Origin of the sequence: Mixta intestinalis (genome assembly GCF_009914055.1) — a bacterium.
Taxonomy (GTDB): domain Bacteria; phylum Pseudomonadota; class Gammaproteobacteria; order Enterobacterales; family Enterobacteriaceae; genus Mixta; species Mixta intestinalis.
Window position 1 is genome coordinate 3,801,036 of sequence record NZ_CP028271.1, and the last position, 14,382, is coordinate 3,815,417.

17 protein-coding genes are annotated in these 14,382 nt (G+C 55.1%); 11 read left to right on the forward strand and 6 right to left on the reverse strand.

Annotation, left to right across the window (positions count from 1 at the left end; genetic code table 11):
• The first annotated feature begins 36 nt into the window (after positions 1-36).
• Both dnaT and dnaC read left to right on the forward strand, forming a co-directional pair.
• Positions 37-585, forward strand: a complete 549-nt coding sequence (gene dnaT / locus C7M51_RS17680; protein WP_160622866.1) for a primosomal protein DnaT — start codon at positions 37-39, stop codon at positions 583-585.
• Complete coding sequence (gene dnaC, locus C7M51_RS17685; RefSeq protein ID WP_160622867.1) at positions 585-1,325, forward strand: replicative helicase loader DnaC; 741 nt, start codon at positions 585-587, stop codon at positions 1,323-1,325. Before dnaT ends, dnaC begins: the two co-directional genes overlap by 1 nt.
• Positions 1,326-1,395: 70 nt before the next feature.
• Here dnaC and lldD read toward each other — a convergent pair whose 3' ends face one another.
• The 6 genes from lldD to flgA all read right to left on the reverse strand — a co-directional run bounded on the left by lldD (position 1,396) and on the right by flgA (position 6,865).
• Complete coding sequence (gene lldD / locus C7M51_RS17690; RefSeq protein WP_160622868.1) at positions 1,396-2,580, reverse strand: FMN-dependent L-lactate dehydrogenase LldD; 1,185 nt, start codon at positions 2,578-2,580, stop codon at positions 1,396-1,398.
• Positions 2,581-2,593: 13 nt separating this feature from the next.
• Positions 2,594-3,355: a transcriptional regulator LldR gene (gene lldR, locus C7M51_RS17695; RefSeq protein WP_160623691.1), complete on the reverse strand. Its 762-nt coding sequence runs from the start codon at positions 3,353-3,355 to the stop codon at positions 2,594-2,596.
• Positions 3,355-5,007, reverse strand: coding sequence for an L-lactate permease (gene lldP / locus C7M51_RS17700; protein ID WP_160622869.1), 1,653 nt, complete (start codon positions 5,005-5,007; stop codon positions 3,355-3,357). Before lldP ends, lldR begins: the two co-directional genes overlap by 1 nt.
• 330 nt (positions 5,008-5,337) lie before the next feature.
• Positions 5,338-5,784 (reverse strand): flagella synthesis protein FlgN, encoded by a 447-nt coding sequence (locus tag C7M51_RS17705; RefSeq protein WP_160622870.1) that lies wholly within the window; start codon positions 5,782-5,784, stop codon positions 5,338-5,340.
• Between the two features lie 16 nt (positions 5,785-5,800).
• Positions 5,801-6,094 carry a flagellar biosynthesis anti-sigma factor FlgM gene (flgM, locus tag C7M51_RS17710; RefSeq protein ID WP_160622871.1) on the reverse strand — a complete coding sequence of 98 codons (294 nt, stop codon included), beginning with the start codon at positions 6,092-6,094 and terminating at the stop codon, positions 5,801-5,803.
• A gap of 81 nt (positions 6,095-6,175) precedes the next feature.
• Positions 6,176-6,865 carry a flagellar basal body P-ring formation chaperone FlgA gene (gene flgA / locus C7M51_RS17715; RefSeq protein WP_160622872.1) on the reverse strand — a complete coding sequence of 230 codons (690 nt, stop codon included), beginning with the start codon at positions 6,863-6,865 and terminating at the stop codon, positions 6,176-6,178.
• 255 nt (positions 6,866-7,120) lie between these two features.
• Here flgA and flgB point away from each other — a divergent pair, with 255 nt between their 5' ends.
• The 9 genes from flgB to flgJ all read left to right on the forward strand — a co-directional run bounded on the left by flgB (position 7,121) and on the right by flgJ (position 14,340).
• The gene (gene flgB / locus C7M51_RS17720; protein WP_160622873.1) at positions 7,121-7,534 is read left to right on the forward strand and encodes a flagellar basal body rod protein FlgB; all 414 of its coding nucleotides are present in this window, start codon (positions 7,121-7,123) and stop codon (positions 7,532-7,534) included.
• Positions 7,535-7,539: 5 nt separating this feature from the next.
• Positions 7,540-7,944: a flagellar basal body rod protein FlgC gene (gene flgC / locus C7M51_RS17725; RefSeq protein WP_160622874.1), complete on the forward strand. Its 405-nt coding sequence runs from the start codon at positions 7,540-7,542 to the stop codon at positions 7,942-7,944.
• Between the two features lie 11 nt (positions 7,945-7,955).
• Positions 7,956-8,627 (forward strand): flagellar hook assembly protein FlgD, encoded by a 672-nt coding sequence (locus tag C7M51_RS17730; RefSeq protein WP_160622875.1) that lies wholly within the window; start codon positions 7,956-7,958, stop codon positions 8,625-8,627.
• A 43-nt stretch (positions 8,628-8,670) separates the two neighbouring features.
• Positions 8,671-9,894 carry a flagellar hook protein FlgE gene (flgE, locus tag C7M51_RS17735; protein ID WP_160622876.1) on the forward strand — a complete coding sequence of 408 codons (1,224 nt, stop codon included), beginning with the start codon at positions 8,671-8,673 and terminating at the stop codon, positions 9,892-9,894.
• 12 nt (positions 9,895-9,906) lie between these two features.
• Positions 9,907-10,656: a flagellar basal body rod protein FlgF gene (locus C7M51_RS17740; protein ID WP_160622877.1), complete on the forward strand. Its 750-nt coding sequence runs from the start codon at positions 9,907-9,909 to the stop codon at positions 10,654-10,656.
• 23 nt (positions 10,657-10,679) lie between these two features.
• Positions 10,680-11,462 carry a flagellar basal-body rod protein FlgG gene (flgG, locus tag C7M51_RS17745; RefSeq protein ID WP_160622878.1) on the forward strand — a complete coding sequence of 261 codons (783 nt, stop codon included), beginning with the start codon at positions 10,680-10,682 and terminating at the stop codon, positions 11,460-11,462.
• 163 nt (positions 11,463-11,625) lie between these two features.
• On the forward strand, positions 11,626-12,285 hold the full coding sequence (locus C7M51_RS17750; protein WP_244323754.1) for a flagellar basal body L-ring protein FlgH: 660 nt from the start codon (positions 11,626-11,628) through the stop codon (positions 12,283-12,285).
• A 10-nt stretch (positions 12,286-12,295) separates the two neighbouring features.
• Positions 12,296-13,417, forward strand: coding sequence for a flagellar basal body P-ring protein FlgI (locus C7M51_RS17755; protein ID WP_425280982.1), 1,122 nt, complete (start codon positions 12,296-12,298; stop codon positions 13,415-13,417).
• On the forward strand, positions 13,417-14,340 hold the full coding sequence (flgJ, locus tag C7M51_RS17760) for a flagellar assembly peptidoglycan hydrolase FlgJ (RefSeq protein WP_244323755.1): 924 nt from the start codon (positions 13,417-13,419) through the stop codon (positions 14,338-14,340). The genes C7M51_RS17755 and flgJ overlap by 1 nt, the downstream gene beginning before the upstream one ends.
• The last annotated feature ends 42 nt before the right edge of the window (positions 14,341-14,382 follow it).

The window sequence follows — 14,382 nt, forward strand, 5'->3', positions numbered from 1 at the left end:
GTTAGGTTTCGCCTGCAATGTAATCCGGGATTTACCATGTCTGTCAAGATCTTAACCTCCACCGTCATCGGCCTTGAGGCGTTTCGTCAGGATCCGGTCGCCGCGCTCTCTTCTGCGGAAGCGGGTGCGGTTGCCGTCTTTGATAATAATGCGCCGGTATTCTATGCGGTCTCGCCCGAACGTCTGGCGCAGCTGCTGGAGCTGGAGGCGGCGGCCCGGCTGCCGCGCAGTGACGTGACGCTGGATGAACAGCTCTATGATGAATCTTCCGCTTATTCGGCTGCGCTGCAGATACCGGCAGGTAAATTTATGATGTACGCTGGCTGGCGTCCGGATGCAGATTTTCAGCGCCAGGCGGCAATCTGGGGCATTGCGCTGAGCGAGCCGGTGACGCCTGCCGAGCTGGCCTCTTTTATCACCTGGTGGCAGGCTGATGGACGACCTTTTCACCACGTACAGTGGCAGCAAAAGCTGGCGCGTAGCGTGCAGCAGAGCCGGGCGGTAAGCGGTAACCGCGCAACGCGCGACGTTAATCAGCTGCCTGAACCCGATCATACGATTCCCGATGGTTTTCGAGGTGAATAATGAAAACGCCCGCTGAGTTATTTAACCGACTGCACCGGCTGATGCCCGCTCATATTCAGCCGAAATTCCACAGCGGCGAGGAGCTGCTGGCGTGGAATCAGGAGCAGGGACGGCTGCGATCTGAAGCGATCGCCCGCGAAAACCGCGCAATGAAGATGCAGCGTATTCTTGGGCGCTCAGGCATTCGCGAGCTGCATATGAACTGCTCGTTTGATAATTATCGGGTAGAGAACGAAGGTCAGCGCAAGGCGCTGGAACAGGCGCGTCGTTACGCTGACGATTTCGATCACAGCATCGCCAGCTTTGTCTTCTCCGGGCGTCCCGGCACCGGAAAAAATCATCTGGCGGCTGCGATTGGCAACCAGTTGATTCTGAATGGCAAAAGCGTCCTGATCGTCACGGTGGCCGATCTGATGTCGATTATTAAAGGCACCTTCAGCGGCGGCAGCGATCGCACAGAAGAGCATCTGCTACACGATTTCAGCACCGTCGATCTGCTGGTGATTGATGAAATCGGCATGCAGACCGAATCACGCTATGAAAAAGTGATTATCAACCAGATCGTCGATCGCCGTTCTTCCTCCAAGCGGCCTACCGGCATGCTGACCAACCTTAATCATGCTGATATGGTGAAGCTGCTGGGCGAGCGTGTGATGGACCGCATGCGCCTGGGCCAGAGCCTGTGGGTTACGTTTAACTGGGACAGCTACCGTGGTCGCGTTATCGGTAACGAATATTAAGCGCTAAACAACGGTTATTCTGCTGCCCGTGAAAGCGTTACGCGCCTGATAACAGGCGCGCTGGTGGTCTTTAACCGTTTGCCACCGCATCAGCCAGCGCATCGGGGCGCATGGGAGAGACCGCCTGCACCAGCGAATCGCGGGTAATTTCAGCGATCGATCGTGCGCCGGTCAGCGTCATCGCTACCCGCATCTCTTTCTCAAACAGATTCAGCAGGTTGGTTACGCCCGCCTCGCCTGCCGCCGCCAGCGCATAAAGAAATGCACGGCCTAACAGCACGGTATCCGCGCCCAGCGCAATCATCCTTACCACGTCCAGCCCGCTGCGAACGCCGCCGTCTGCCAGAATAGCCAGATCGCCTTTTACCGCGTCGGCAATTGCCGGTAGCGCTCGTGCCGAGGAGAGTACGCCGTCCAGCTGGCGTCCGCCATGGTTAGAGACCACAATGCCGTCTGCACCAAAGCGCACCGCATCGCGCGCATCTTCCGGGTCGAGAATCCCTTTAATCACCATCGGGCCTTTCCAGAAGTCACGAATCCACTCCAGATCTTGCCAGGAAATGGACGGGTCGAAGTTGTTACCCAGCCAGCCGATATAATCTTCCAGTTTGGTCGGTTCGCCACGATAGGCGGAGATATTGCCAAGATCGTGCGGGCGCCCATTGATGCCGACATCCCAGGCCCACTGTGGATAGAGCGTCGACTGAATATAGCGCCGCATCGCCGCGTTCGGCCCGCTCATGCCAGAGTGCGCGTCGCGATAGCGTGCGCCAGGCACCGGCATATCAACGGTAAACACCAGCGTTGAGCAGCCCGCCGCCTGCGCCCGTTCCAGCACGTTACGCATAAATCCACGATCGCGCAGCACGTAGAGCTGGAACCACATCGGACGCTTCATCGCCGGAGCGACTTCTTCAATCGGGCAGAGCGATACCGTGGAGAGGGTAAAGGGAATACCTTTTTTATCAGCGGCTCTGGCTGCCTGGACTTCGCCACGCCGCGCGTACATGCCGCACAGTCCTACCGGTGCCAGCGCCACCGGCATTGCCAGCGTCTCGTTAAATAATTTCGTCTCCAGACTCAGCGAAGACATATTGCGCAAAATACGCTGGCGCAGCGCGATCTGCGCCAGGTCTTCGCTGTTGCGCCTGAGAGTATATTCATCATAGGCACCGCCATCGGCATAGTGAAACAGAAACGGCGGCACTTTCGCTTTTGCTGCGGCACGGTAATCTTTTGCGGATGAAATAATCACGGTTTTTCCTCACTTATATTTTGCTGTCAGGGATGCGCATACTGCGCGCCCGTCGCGCCTCTTCCTCATGCAGTCTGCGCATGGTGGCGTCGACAAATTCAAGATGGTGGATAGTGGCGCTGCGCGCGCGCTCGGCGTCACCCTCGACGATGGCCTGACATATCGCCTGATGCTGTATCGCCAGCTGGCGGAAAATCTCCGGCGCGGTATACATGCGCTGGCGGCTCTGCATCACCGACGACTGCAACAGATCGAACAGGCCGCGCATCGCCTGTAGCAACACCAGGTTATGTGCCGCTTCGGCAATGGCTAAATGGAAACGTACGTCGGCGTGGGCGGCGAGATCCGGATCATCGCGATCGCTGATTTGCAGCGTCGCCTGATAGCAGCGCGTAATGTGAGCCTTATCCTCAGCGGTGGCCCGCCGCGCTGCATGCCAGGCGGTGCTGGATTCGATAGTGATACGCGCCTCCAGCACGTCATAACGATAGCCGGGGTCATCGGCCAGCAGCGTGCTGAGTGGCATCACCAGGCTGGCTTCCGACCAGCCTGCGCTCTGCTCAGCGATAAAATTACCGCCGCCGCGTCGGCTGATCAGCACACCTTCGCTAATCAGCTTTTGCAGTGCCTCTCGTAGCGAAGAGCGGGAAACCGCCAGCTGTTGGGCCAGCTGACGTTCTGCGGGCAGCCGCTCGCCGGGGCGTAGCCGCTGCTCGGTAATAAAGTGGCGCAGCCGCTCCGCCAGAATATCCGCTAACCGCCGCTCCTCGCCCATTACGGAATCATCCACGGAAAGACCCACGCCTGTAGCGAGGTAATTACGCCAACGATGCAGGTAAAGATCAGGCTGTGCTTAACGGTGAAGCGGAACAGATCGGCCTCTTTACCCACCAGGCCTACTGCGGCGCAGGCTATAGCGATCGACTGTGGCGATATCATCTTGCCGGTCACGCCGCCGGTGGTGTTGGCGGCAACCAGCAGTACTTCCGGTACGCCAATCTGCTGCGCGGTGGTGGCCTGCAACGCGGCGAACAGCGCATTAGATGAGGTATCGGAACCGGTCAGGAAGACACCCAGCCAGCCGAGGAATGGCGAAAAGAAAGTAAAGGCGTTGCCGGTATGGGCCAGCGCCAGCGCCAGCGTTGCGGAAAGGCCGGAGTAGTTGGAAATAAAGGCGAAGGCCAGAACCGCGCCGATGGAGTAGATTGGCAGCGCCAGCTCGCGCAGGGTTTCACCAAAGGCTCCGATCGCCTGAGCAGGGCGCATCCGCAGCCAGACTATCGACAGCAGCGCCGCGATAAAAATGGCGGTGCCGGTAGCAGAAAGCCAGTCGAGCTTGTAGATCGCGGCATAAGGCGTGGCGGCAGCAACCACCGGCGGCATCTTAATGACTTGCTGATGCAGGAAGGGCACGTTGAAGCTCAGCACCCAGTCATAGAACGCGCCGCCGGACGCGAACAGCGCTTTAAATGGCGGTATGCTCCAGAGCGTTACGGTGATGGTTAAAAACAGGAATGGCATCCAGGCGCGGGTAATCTGGGCGGCGCTGTAGCGGGTTACGCTCTGCGTTCCGGCAGCGATATCCTTATCGTTGTCGAAGCGGAAAATACGCTTCGGCTTCCAGACGCGCAGGAACAGCGTCAGGCAGAGCAGAGAAACCAGTGCGGAAATGACGTCCGGCAGTTCCGGGCCGAGGAAGTTTGATGTCAGATATTGCGCGATGGCGAAAGAGCCGCCCGACACCAGCACCGCAGGCCAGGTTTCTTTCACGCCGCGCCAGCCATCCATAATCGCCATCACCCAGAACAATACGATCATGGTAAGGAAAGGTAGCTGACGTCCCGCCATCTGGCTAATTGCCATCGCATCAAGCCCGGTAACCTGCCCGGCGACAATAATCGGAATGCCCATCGCGCCAAAGGCCACCGGCGCGGTATTAACGATCAGGCACAGCCCGGCGGCGTAAACCGGCTTGAATCCCAGTCCGACCAGCAGCGCGGCGGTAATCGCTACCGGCGCACCGAAACCAGCGGCACCTTCCAGAAACGATCCGAAGGCGAAGCCGACGATCAGCATTTGCAGGCGCTGATCTTCGGTGATGGAAAGAATGGAATTGCGGATAATGTCGAACTGGCCGGTTTTTACGGTGATTTTATAGACAAACACGGCGGCGACAATAATCCAGGCGATAGGCCAAAGCCCGTAAAAGAATCCGTAAACCGCAGAGGCGAGCGCTTTATCGATTGGCATATGGTAAAACAGCAGCGCCACGGCAAGAGCGATAAGCACCGTGATGGTGCCGGCCAGATAACCTTTCATTCGTAGCCGCGTCAGCGCAAAAAAGAAGAAGATAATGGGTAGCGCTGCAATCAGGCTCGACAGCCAGATATTATTCAGCGGATCGTACAATTGCTGCCAGTTTTGCATGAACCTTCTTCTCCTGAGCGTTGGCCTGCCAGCGGCGCGGCGTAAAAAGCGCGTTGATCAACCGTAATCTGGTCTGACCAAAATGCGCAAAAATGTTAAATAATTGTTTATCCGAAGAGGGGGGAATTGCAATGTTTACGTAATGCGTTCAATTAAGGCTGCAAGAGACATCACAAAGCGGTGATTTTGGTAGGACCAATTCAGGAAAAGTCAGAGAGATAAACGCCGCTGCGTTAGTTAAGACGAATTAGCGAGTCATTTCGATGTGGCAAAAAAAAAGCTTTTCCGCAAAGAAAAGCTGGCAAATCGCACAAGAGAGGATCACTACTTTTATATAATAATATTGTAAGAACGTGACGCGCCTTTATTTTCAGACTGACCGCCCGCGTTATAGAGCTTCGGTGCTGCTACCGCTGTTTTTTCCATCGCACGTGCAAATTTCTGCGCTTTCTGCATATGCATTTCCAGCAGCTGGCTGGTTTGATAATTCATCTCGCTGGATTTTTTAATCACCTTCGTCATCTGTTCCCAGCGTGTCGCCAGTGCCGCCTGAGCGGTATAAGGCGCAAACAGTTGCAGACGATCTTCTTCCTTCTTTCTCTGCTCGTCGTGAAAGGCTACCGTTGACAGCAGGCGGCTTTTCGCATCAGAAAGATGCTGGAGCGCAATCGGATCGACGCGCGCGCCGCTTAGCTGCTTAACTTCTTCCGCCAGCACCGTTTCCAGTTCGTGAAGTGCTTCCTGCAATTTTTCTAAGGTGGTTACCAGATTTTCCATGTTCGTTTCGGTGTTATTACTCGCTAAGGATATGTTGCAGCAGCGCATCGGCGATTTTGTCACTGTCCATTTGCAGTTCGCCGTTACGAATAGCCTGTTTAATCTGTTGTACGCGCTCCATATTAATATCCTGTGAGGTATCATCTTTAATATGCTGCGTGAGCGCGCTGAGTTTTACCTCGCTGTTTTGTTGCGGCGTGCTGGTGGTTTTTTGTGCGTTGTTCGCCAGATGCCGTTGGGTCAGTTTTATTTCCTGGTGAATCTGGGCTGGCGTAACAGGTTGCGTTTTCAGCGGATGGTTAATACTCATAATGTATACTCCGAAACCTGTGTGATTAATATCTTGCGTTATTATCAATATCGGTATTTTTCCGGGTAACTAAAGATATTACTATAAATTTATCCGCACGCTGCCGTCCTGACTGACGCTGCCGTTTACCAGCTGACCCGATTTCATCCGTATCCGTATCGTTCCGTTAACCGCCGCGTTATCCAGCGCTTTGCCTTTGGCGACGATATGAAAACCCGCTCCGTAGGCGATAACGTCAACCTCATCGCCGCGCTTAATACGCCAGCTTTTACGCAGCTGGCTTTCGGTTAGCGGCTGCCCGGCGCGTAACGCACGGGTTAATACCGCGCCGGTAAGCGGTTCCGGCTGCGTCAGCACGCCTGCTGGCAGGCTGGCCAGCGAACCGCTACGCCTGACCAGATCCTGCTGGCTCAGTACGCTGCCCGCTTTCAGGTCGCGTGCGGCGGCCCACCAGCTGCCTTCCGCCTCAATCCGTACCTGGATAAAGGTTTTTTTATCACCGCACTGCGCCACTACCGTTCTGTTGCCGGTCAGACGCTGACCACCGCTCAGGGAAAGCTGCGGCTCGTTGCATAGCGCTGTCAGCTTCTCCGGGGCGGTTAACAGCACCGCACGGCGCGTAATATGTTGCTGGCTTCGATCGCTGCTGCCGTTCAATAGCTGATTAATTTTTACTGTCAGCGAATCATTATTATCTTGTGCCGGTAAAGTAAAAGAGATGAAAAATAAAGGTAATAATATTTTCCGCCAGTAATAACATCTGGTTTTCATGCTAATTCCGGCCCGGTGAGTATAATTGAGAATAAGATGATTTATTCGCCTAAGTCTTCCGTAGTGTAGCGCTAACCTGACATAAATAAATGGTTTAAATAGTGGTATGAATGTCGCCATTTAAATGGATAGCGCTCTTTTTCCTAATTAGTCGTTTAAAAGCTATAATATTTGTCTTATTTTCAAGGTATAGATTATTTACGATCGCCTATATAGTCCTCTGCGTTAATCTCCGTGTAAAAGGCCAGTCTTGTCATGATTGATAAACTCGATAAGGCACTATTTTTTCAGCAGGAAGCGTTGAGTTTACTCACCCGCCGGCAGGATATTTTAGCCTCGAATATCGCAAATGCCGATACGCCGGGTTATTTAGCCAGGGATATCGATTTTTCTCAGCAGCTTAAACAGGCCGTGGCTCAGGAACGCCAACGTACTGAGCCGTTGACGCTGAGCCTGACCTCCTCCGGACATATTCCGGCGAAGGCGACGGTGTTTAACCAGACCGAATTATTATATCGGATTCCCGATCAGCCAAGCGCTGACGGCAATACCGTTGATATGGATCGTGAGCGGGTTAATTTCGCTGACAATAACATTAAATATCAAACCAGTTTAACCATACTCGGTTCCCAGATTAAAGGGATGATGAGCGTTATTGGTCAGGGCTAATTATCATGTCTTTATTCAGCATCTTTGAAATATCAGGATCGGCGTTGACGGCACAGTCAAAAAGGCTGAACGTCAGCGCCAGCAATATGGCAAATGCTGACAGCGTTGCCGGGCCGGATGGTACGCCTTATCGTGCGCGTCAGGTTGTTTTCCAGGTTGATCGGGCAGCCGGCCAGGAAATTGGCGGCGTGCGGGTCAGCGAAATTGTGGAAAGCAATGAGCCGGATCGCCTGGTCTATGAACCGGGTAATCCGCTGGCGGATGCCAAAGGCTATATACGTATGCCAAACGTCAACGTAGTAGGCGAGATGGTCAATACCATTTCTGCTTCACGTAGCTATCAGGCCAATGTGGAAGTGATGAACACCGCCAAGGCGATGATGATGAAAACACTGACGCTCGGTCAATAAGGAGAGTTGAAATGGCCGTTTCGCCAGTTACCACTAATTACGCTGCCACCAATAACGCCACTGCTACCAGCACCAATGGTTCCTCGATTGAAGATATCACCAATAACTTTATGAATCTGCTGGTAGCGCAGATGCAGAACCAGGATCCGACCAATCCCATGGATAACAACCAGCTGACCTCGCTGATGGCGCAGTTTAATACTGCCGCAGGCGTTCAGCAGCTGAATAGTACGGTGGGTGCGGTAGGCGGCGTGATATCAGATATGTTGCAGTTAAATACTACCCAGTGGATTGGACGTACTGTCCTGATCGAAGGGGATACCAACATTACAACTGAAGACGGCGAATTTGCTTTTGCGCTGGGCAGCGATGCTGACAGCGTCAAAGTGGTGCTGACCGATAGCGCCGGTAACAGCTATACCGCCGAGTTAAAAGATGTGAAGGCGGGCGTACATCAATACAGCCTCGACGATTTGACCGGTTTTCAGCCAGCGAAGCCAGGCTTCGATAATGGCGAAAGTTACAAAGTTACCTATAGCGCAACGAATGCTCAGGGTTCTCCGGTCATTCTTTCGCTTAAGCAAGCCAAGGTTGAAGGCGTTGCCCTTATTCAGAACCAGGCCATTCTGCAGCTCGGTGTCGATGGTACCGCAGGCCTGGGTAATATCTATCTAGTTAAGTAATGTCTGTTTCAGCATTGATTGTTAGCAGCCAGGAAGGTTACGAATGAGTTTTTCACAAGGTCTTAGTGGGCTTAACGCAGCGTCGCAGGCGCTGGACGTTGTCGGCAATAACATTGCCAACTCCCAAACCGTTGGGTTTAAATCTGGTTCTATCTCTTTTGCCGACGTTTTTGCCGGCTCCCAGATTGGTATGGGTGTGCAGGTTGCTGGGGTTAAACAGAACTTCAACGACGGCGTGCTGAGCCAGGGCAGCAGCAGCCTGGATATGGGTATCCAGGGCAACGGTTTTTTCCGTCTGGTGGGTGAAGGTGGCCAGGTCTACTACAGCCGTAACGGCCAATTTAAAACTAATGAAAACGGCTATATCGTCAACGACATGGGGTTACAGCTTACCGGCTATCAGGCGTCCGGTACACCGCCCGCCATTCAACCTGGCGCTGCGGTAGGCCCGATTCAGATTCCAACCGGCCAGATGCCGGCGCGTGCTTCTGACGAGGGCACCATGAAAGGTAACCTGGATTCCGGCGCTAAGGCCATCGATCCTAACCTGCCTTTCGATCCAAATGACAGCAACAGCTACAACTCGGTATCAGAAGTTACCGCTTACGACAGTCTCGGCAATCGCCACACGATTAAAGCTTACTTCGTGAAAACCGGCGACAACGAGTGGAAAGTCTACACCAACGATACTACCGCGCCGGTCACTAACGCTGCGGACGAAGTGCAGTACCAGGAAGCCACAATCAGCTTTAACAGCTCCGGTGAGCTCACCACCAATCCCGCGAAGGTTGGCGTCGTCAGCTCCGCCTATAACGGTGCGGAAGCGCTTAATTTCCAGCTTAATATGGCGGGTATGACTCAGCAGGCGACCGCTACCGCGATGGATAACCCGAGCACCACGGGCTATCCGCCGGGTACGCTGAACGGCTATACCCTCGGTGATAACGGTCAGATTATGGCCTCTTACAGCAACGGCGAACAGCAGCTGCTGGGCCAGGTGGTGCTGGCGAACTTTACTAACGCCGGCGGGCTTGCTTCCAGCGGTAACAACTGCTGGACAGAAACCCCTGCTTCCGGGCAGCCAGCGATCGGTGTAGCCGGTACCGGCAACCTGGGTAATCTGTATGGCGGTAAGGTCGAAGCGTCTAACGTCGATCTGAGCCAGGAAATGGTGAACATGATCGTTTTCCAGCGTAACTACCAGTCCAACTCGCAGACGATCAAAACCCAGTCTGAACTGTTGCAGACGCTGGTGAACCTCGGCTAACGGCGGAAAGCTATGGATCGCGCAATTTACACTGCCATGGGTGCGGCGAATGCCGCACTTAATCGGCAGGCTGTCACGGCGAACAATCTGGCGAATGTCTCCACTAACGGTTTCCGCGCGCAGCTTACGGCTTATCGCGCGGTGCCGGTTAATGGCCCTACCGATGCCACGCGCGTGCTGGTGACGGAATCCACGCCCTACAACGATTACACCATGGGAGCGGTTAACCAGACCGGACGCAGCCTGGACGTGGCGATGCCGCAAAACGGCTGGCTGGCGGTACAGCTGCCTGACGGCGGTGAAGCCTATACGCGTGACGGCAATATTGAAGTCGATAGCGAAGGGCAGCTGCGCGTCAAAGGCTACCCGCTGATAGGCGATGGTGGCCCGATTGCCATCCCGCCGCAGGCGCAGGTGACTATCGCGCCGGATGGTTCCGTTACGGCGTTAGGCGCAGGCGATGAGCCTACCGCGCTGGCGCTGGTAGGACGGCTGAAAACCGTCACCGCGCAGCCTTATCTGCTGCGCAATGGCGATGACGGCCTGTTCCATGTCGATCCTGCCCAGCAGGAAAATCCGGTATTGCCTGCCGATCCTGAGCTGCGTCTGATGCCCGGCGCGCTGGAAAGCAGCAACGTCAGTCCGGTAAAAGCGATGGTGGAGATGATCTCCACGGCGCGCGGCTTCGATATGCAGATGAAAGTGATCGCCGCCGTCAATGAAAACGAAAAAAATGCTAATCAACTGCTTAGCATGAGTTAATAACCGGCAAGGAGAAGCCTGCCATGATGCGAGCCTTATGGATTGCCAAAACTGGTCTGGAAGCACAGCAGACCAATATGGACGTCATTACCAATAACCTGGCGAACGTCAGCACCAACGGATTTAAGCGCCAGCGCGCGGTATTCGAAGATCTGCTCTACCAAACGCTGCGTCAGCCGGGCGCGCAATCTTCAGAACAGACGACAATCCCTTCTGGCTTGCAGGTGGGCACCGGCGTTCGTCCGGTAGCCACCGAGCGTATTCATAGCCAGGGCGGCATGACGCAAACCAGTAACTCTAAAGATGTCGCGATCAGCGGGCAGGGCTTTTTCCAGGTCCTGCTGCCGGATGGCACTACCGCTTATACCCGCGACGGTGCGTTTCAGATCGATCAGAACGGCCAGCTGGTAACCGCTAACGGCTACCCGATCCAGCCTGCAATTACCCTGCCGCAGGATGCCGACACCCTGACCATTGGCAGCGATGGCCTGGTCAGCGTTACCCAGGCGGGGCAGACCGCACCGCAGCAGGTAGGGCAGCTAACGCTGGCGACCTTTATCAATGATTCTGGTCTGGAAAGTATTGGTGAAAACCTCTATCGCGAAACACAGTCTTCCGGTGCGCCGAATGAAACCACGCCGGGTCTGAACGGCGGCGGCTCGCTGAAGCAGGGCTACGTGGAAACTTCCAACGTGAACGTTGCGGAAGAACTGGTCAATATGATTCAGACGCAGCGCGCCTATGAAATCAACAGCAAAGCGGTCTCCACCTCCGATCAGATGCTTCAGCGTCTGGCACAAATCTGATCGTAGCGGGAGCAGGGCGGCGGTCTGCTGGCCGCGCCCGCTTTTAACCGTATTTACCGTAGTGAATATCATGATAAATCCGCCTGTATCCGCACGACCCGCCGCGCGTCAAGCCTCTCTCCACCGCGCCTTGTTCTCTCCGGTTCGCCTGTCGGCGTTGCTGATGCTGGGTACACTGCTGTCAGGCTGCGGTACTTATATTCATAAGCCGTTAGTGAACGGTGTTACCAGCGCCAGCCCGATGCCGTCTGCGCCGTCGATGGTGAACGGTTCGATATTTCAGACAGGCCAGGCGATGAACTACGGCTATCAGCCGCTGTTTGAAGATCGGCGACCGCGCAACGTCGGCGATACGCTCACCATTCTGCTACAGGAAAACGTCAGCGCCAGCAAAAGCTCTTCGGCTAATGCCTCTAAAGGCGGCTCGGTGGGGCTGGGCTTCAGCGCCATGCCGCGCTTTATGAGCGGGCTATTCGGTGGCGATCGGGCAAATACCTCTATCGAAGGCGATAACGATTTCTCCGGCAAAGGCGGCGCGGCGGCTAAAAACGCCTTTAGCGGCACCATTACCGTAACCGTTCGGGAGGTGCTGGTGAACGGCAACCTGGCGGTAGTGGGTGAAAAACAGATCGCCATTAATCAGGGCACCGAATACATCCGTTTTTCCGGCGTCGTCAACCCGCGCACCATCAGCGGCAACAATACGGTCATTTCCACCCAGGTGGCTGACGCCCGTATTGAGTACTCAGGAACCGGCTATATCAACGAGGCGCAGCAGATGGGCTGGCTTCAGCGTTTGTTCCTCAATCTTTCACCTTTATGACGGGCGGCTTATGAAAATGCTATCGCATCGCGCTTTTCTGAATGCGCTCTGTCTCTGTCTGAGCCTGCTGTTAATTCCGTCAGGCTATGCGGAACGTATTCGTGATCTCACCACATTACAGGGCGTGCGCAGCAACTCGCTGCTGGGCTACGGTCTGGTTGTCGGGCTGGATGGCACCGGTGACCAGACGATGCAGACGCCGTTTACCACCCAAAGCCTGAACAATATGCTGTCGCAGCTGGGCATTACCGTTCCGCCCGGCACCAATATGCAGCTAAAGAATGTTGCCGCAGTGATGGTTACCGCTGACTTACCGCCGTTTGCCCGTCCAGGGGAAAAAATCGACGTGGTGGTTTCGTCAATGGGTAACGCCAAAAGCCTGCGCGGCGGTACGTTGCTGATGACGCCGCTGAAAGGGGTGGACAATCAAATTTACGCGCTGGCGCAGGGCAACCTGCTGGTTTCCGGTGCCGGAGCGCAAAGCGGCGGCAGCCGGGTACAGGTTAATCAGCTTAACGGCGCTCGCATCAGCGGCGGCGCAACCGTTGAACGCGAAGTGGCAACCCAGTTCGGTACGGAAAATGTGCTGCGTCTTCAGCTTAACCGGGAAGACTTTGGCCTTGCCCAACGCATCAGCGATGAAATCAACCGCCGCTACGGTGGTGGTGTCGCCATGGCGGAAAACGCCCGCGTTATTAAACTGTTTGCACCGATCAGCAGCGCGGAAAAAGTGCGCTTCCTTGCGGGTATCCAGGATATTCCGATTAAAGCCGGGCCGATTGAGGCTCGCGTAATTGTTAACTCCCGTACCGGCTCGGTGGTTATCAACCGCCACGTCACGCTGGATGCCTGCGCCGTGGCACAGGGCGACCTGTCGGTGGAAATCTCTCAGACCAACCAGGTCAGCCAGCCGGATACGCCACTGGCAGGCGGGCAGACGGTAGTGGTGCCCGATACGCAAATTTCGCTGCGTGAACAGGGCGGCTCGCTACAACGGGTGAACACCAGCGCCGATCTGAACGCCGTTATCCGGGCGCTGAACAGCCTGGGCGCTACGCCAAACGATCTGATGTCGATACTGCAATCAATGAAAAGCGCAGGCTGCCTGAATGCGAAACTGGAGATGAACTGATGAAAAGTTCGTTGATGACGCAGAGCGCGGCGTTTGACGCCCGCGCGCTCGATAAGCTGAAACAGGTAGCGAAACAGGATGCGCAGCGCGGCTTACGCGCTGCGGCACAGCAGATGGAAGGCCTGTTCGTACAGATGATGATGAAAAGCATGCGGGATGCCAGCTTTAAAGACGGCCTGTTTAATTCACAGCAGACCGAAATGTTTACCGCCATGTACGATCAGCAGCTCTCGCAGGATTTAGCGGCACAGGGCCAACTGGGTCTGGCCGATAAGCTGGTCGAGCAGATGGGCGGCGAGGCGGCAAAAACGTCCGGCGGTACGCCGGTGGCGCTGTCGCTGCGTCAGGCGTTGCCAAAACGCACGCTGAGCCAGCAAACCACGCCGCTACCCGCCGTCACGCCCGCCGCCTCGTTAACCACCGGAGGCGGCAGTTTTGTCTCACGCCTGCTGTCGCCCGCGATGGATGTTTCGCGGCGCACGGGTATTCCGCATCAGCTGATCCTGGCGCAGGCGGCGCTGGAGTCCGGCTGGGGCAACCGGGAAATTCGTCAGCAGAATGGCCAGCCGAGCTACAACCTGTTCGGTATCAAAGCGACGCCGGACTGGAAAGGCGCTACCACGGAAATCACCACAACTGAATATATCAACGGCAAGGCGCAGAAAGTTAAGGCGGCCTTCCGGGTTTACAGCTCTTACGCCGAGGCGCTGCATGACTATAGTTCGCTGCTGGTACGCCATAATCGCTACCAGCCGGTGATGCAGGCGAAAACGCCGGAGCAGGCGGCTCACGCATTGCAAAAAGGCGGCTATGCTACCGATCCAAATTATGCCAAAAAATTGATCGATATTATGCAACAAATAAAAACAAATATTAAACAGGCTGCCAAAGTTTATAAAAACGATCTGAATTCAATATTTTGACAAAATGGGGTTTAGCAAATTTCTGATACGCCGATATATATA

Coding starts and splice junctions, on each gene's coding strand:
- C7M51_RS17705 (WP_160622870.1), bottom strand. CDS start 5,784: ATGGAAAATCTGGTAACCACCTTAGAAAAATTGCAGGAAGCACTTCAC.
- C7M51_RS17740 (WP_160622877.1), top strand. CDS start 9,907: ATGGATCGCGCAATTTACACTGCCATGGGTGCGGCGAATGCCGCACTT.
- lldP (WP_160622869.1), bottom strand. CDS start 5,007: ATGCAAAACTGGCAGCAATTGTACGATCCGCTGAATAATATCTGGCTG.
- flgG (WP_160622878.1), top strand. CDS start 10,680: ATGATGCGAGCCTTATGGATTGCCAAAACTGGTCTGGAAGCACAGCAG.
- flgC (WP_160622874.1), top strand. CDS start 7,540: ATGTCTTTATTCAGCATCTTTGAAATATCAGGATCGGCGTTGACGGCA.
- flgA (WP_160622872.1), bottom strand. CDS start 6,865: ATGAAAACCAGATGTTATTACTGGCGGAAAATATTATTACCTTTATTT.
- C7M51_RS17750 (WP_244323754.1), top strand. CDS start 11,626: ATGCTGGGTACACTGCTGTCAGGCTGCGGTACTTATATTCATAAGCCG.
- C7M51_RS17730 (WP_160622875.1), top strand. CDS start 7,956: ATGGCCGTTTCGCCAGTTACCACTAATTACGCTGCCACCAATAACGCC.
- lldR (WP_160623691.1), bottom strand. CDS start 3,355: ATGGGCGAGGAGCGGCGGTTAGCGGATATTCTGGCGGAGCGGCTGCGC.
- C7M51_RS17755 (WP_425280982.1), top strand. CDS start 12,296: ATGAAAATGCTATCGCATCGCGCTTTTCTGAATGCGCTCTGTCTCTGT.
- flgB (WP_160622873.1), top strand. CDS start 7,121: ATGATTGATAAACTCGATAAGGCACTATTTTTTCAGCAGGAAGCGTTG.
- flgM (WP_160622871.1), bottom strand. CDS start 6,094: ATGAGTATTAACCATCCGCTGAAAACGCAACCTGTTACGCCAGCCCAG.
- flgJ (WP_244323755.1), top strand. CDS start 13,417: ATGAAAAGTTCGTTGATGACGCAGAGCGCGGCGTTTGACGCCCGCGCG.
- dnaC (WP_160622867.1), top strand. CDS start 585: ATGAAAACGCCCGCTGAGTTATTTAACCGACTGCACCGGCTGATGCCC.
- dnaT (WP_160622866.1), top strand. CDS start 37: ATGTCTGTCAAGATCTTAACCTCCACCGTCATCGGCCTTGAGGCGTTT.
- flgE (WP_160622876.1), top strand. CDS start 8,671: ATGAGTTTTTCACAAGGTCTTAGTGGGCTTAACGCAGCGTCGCAGGCG.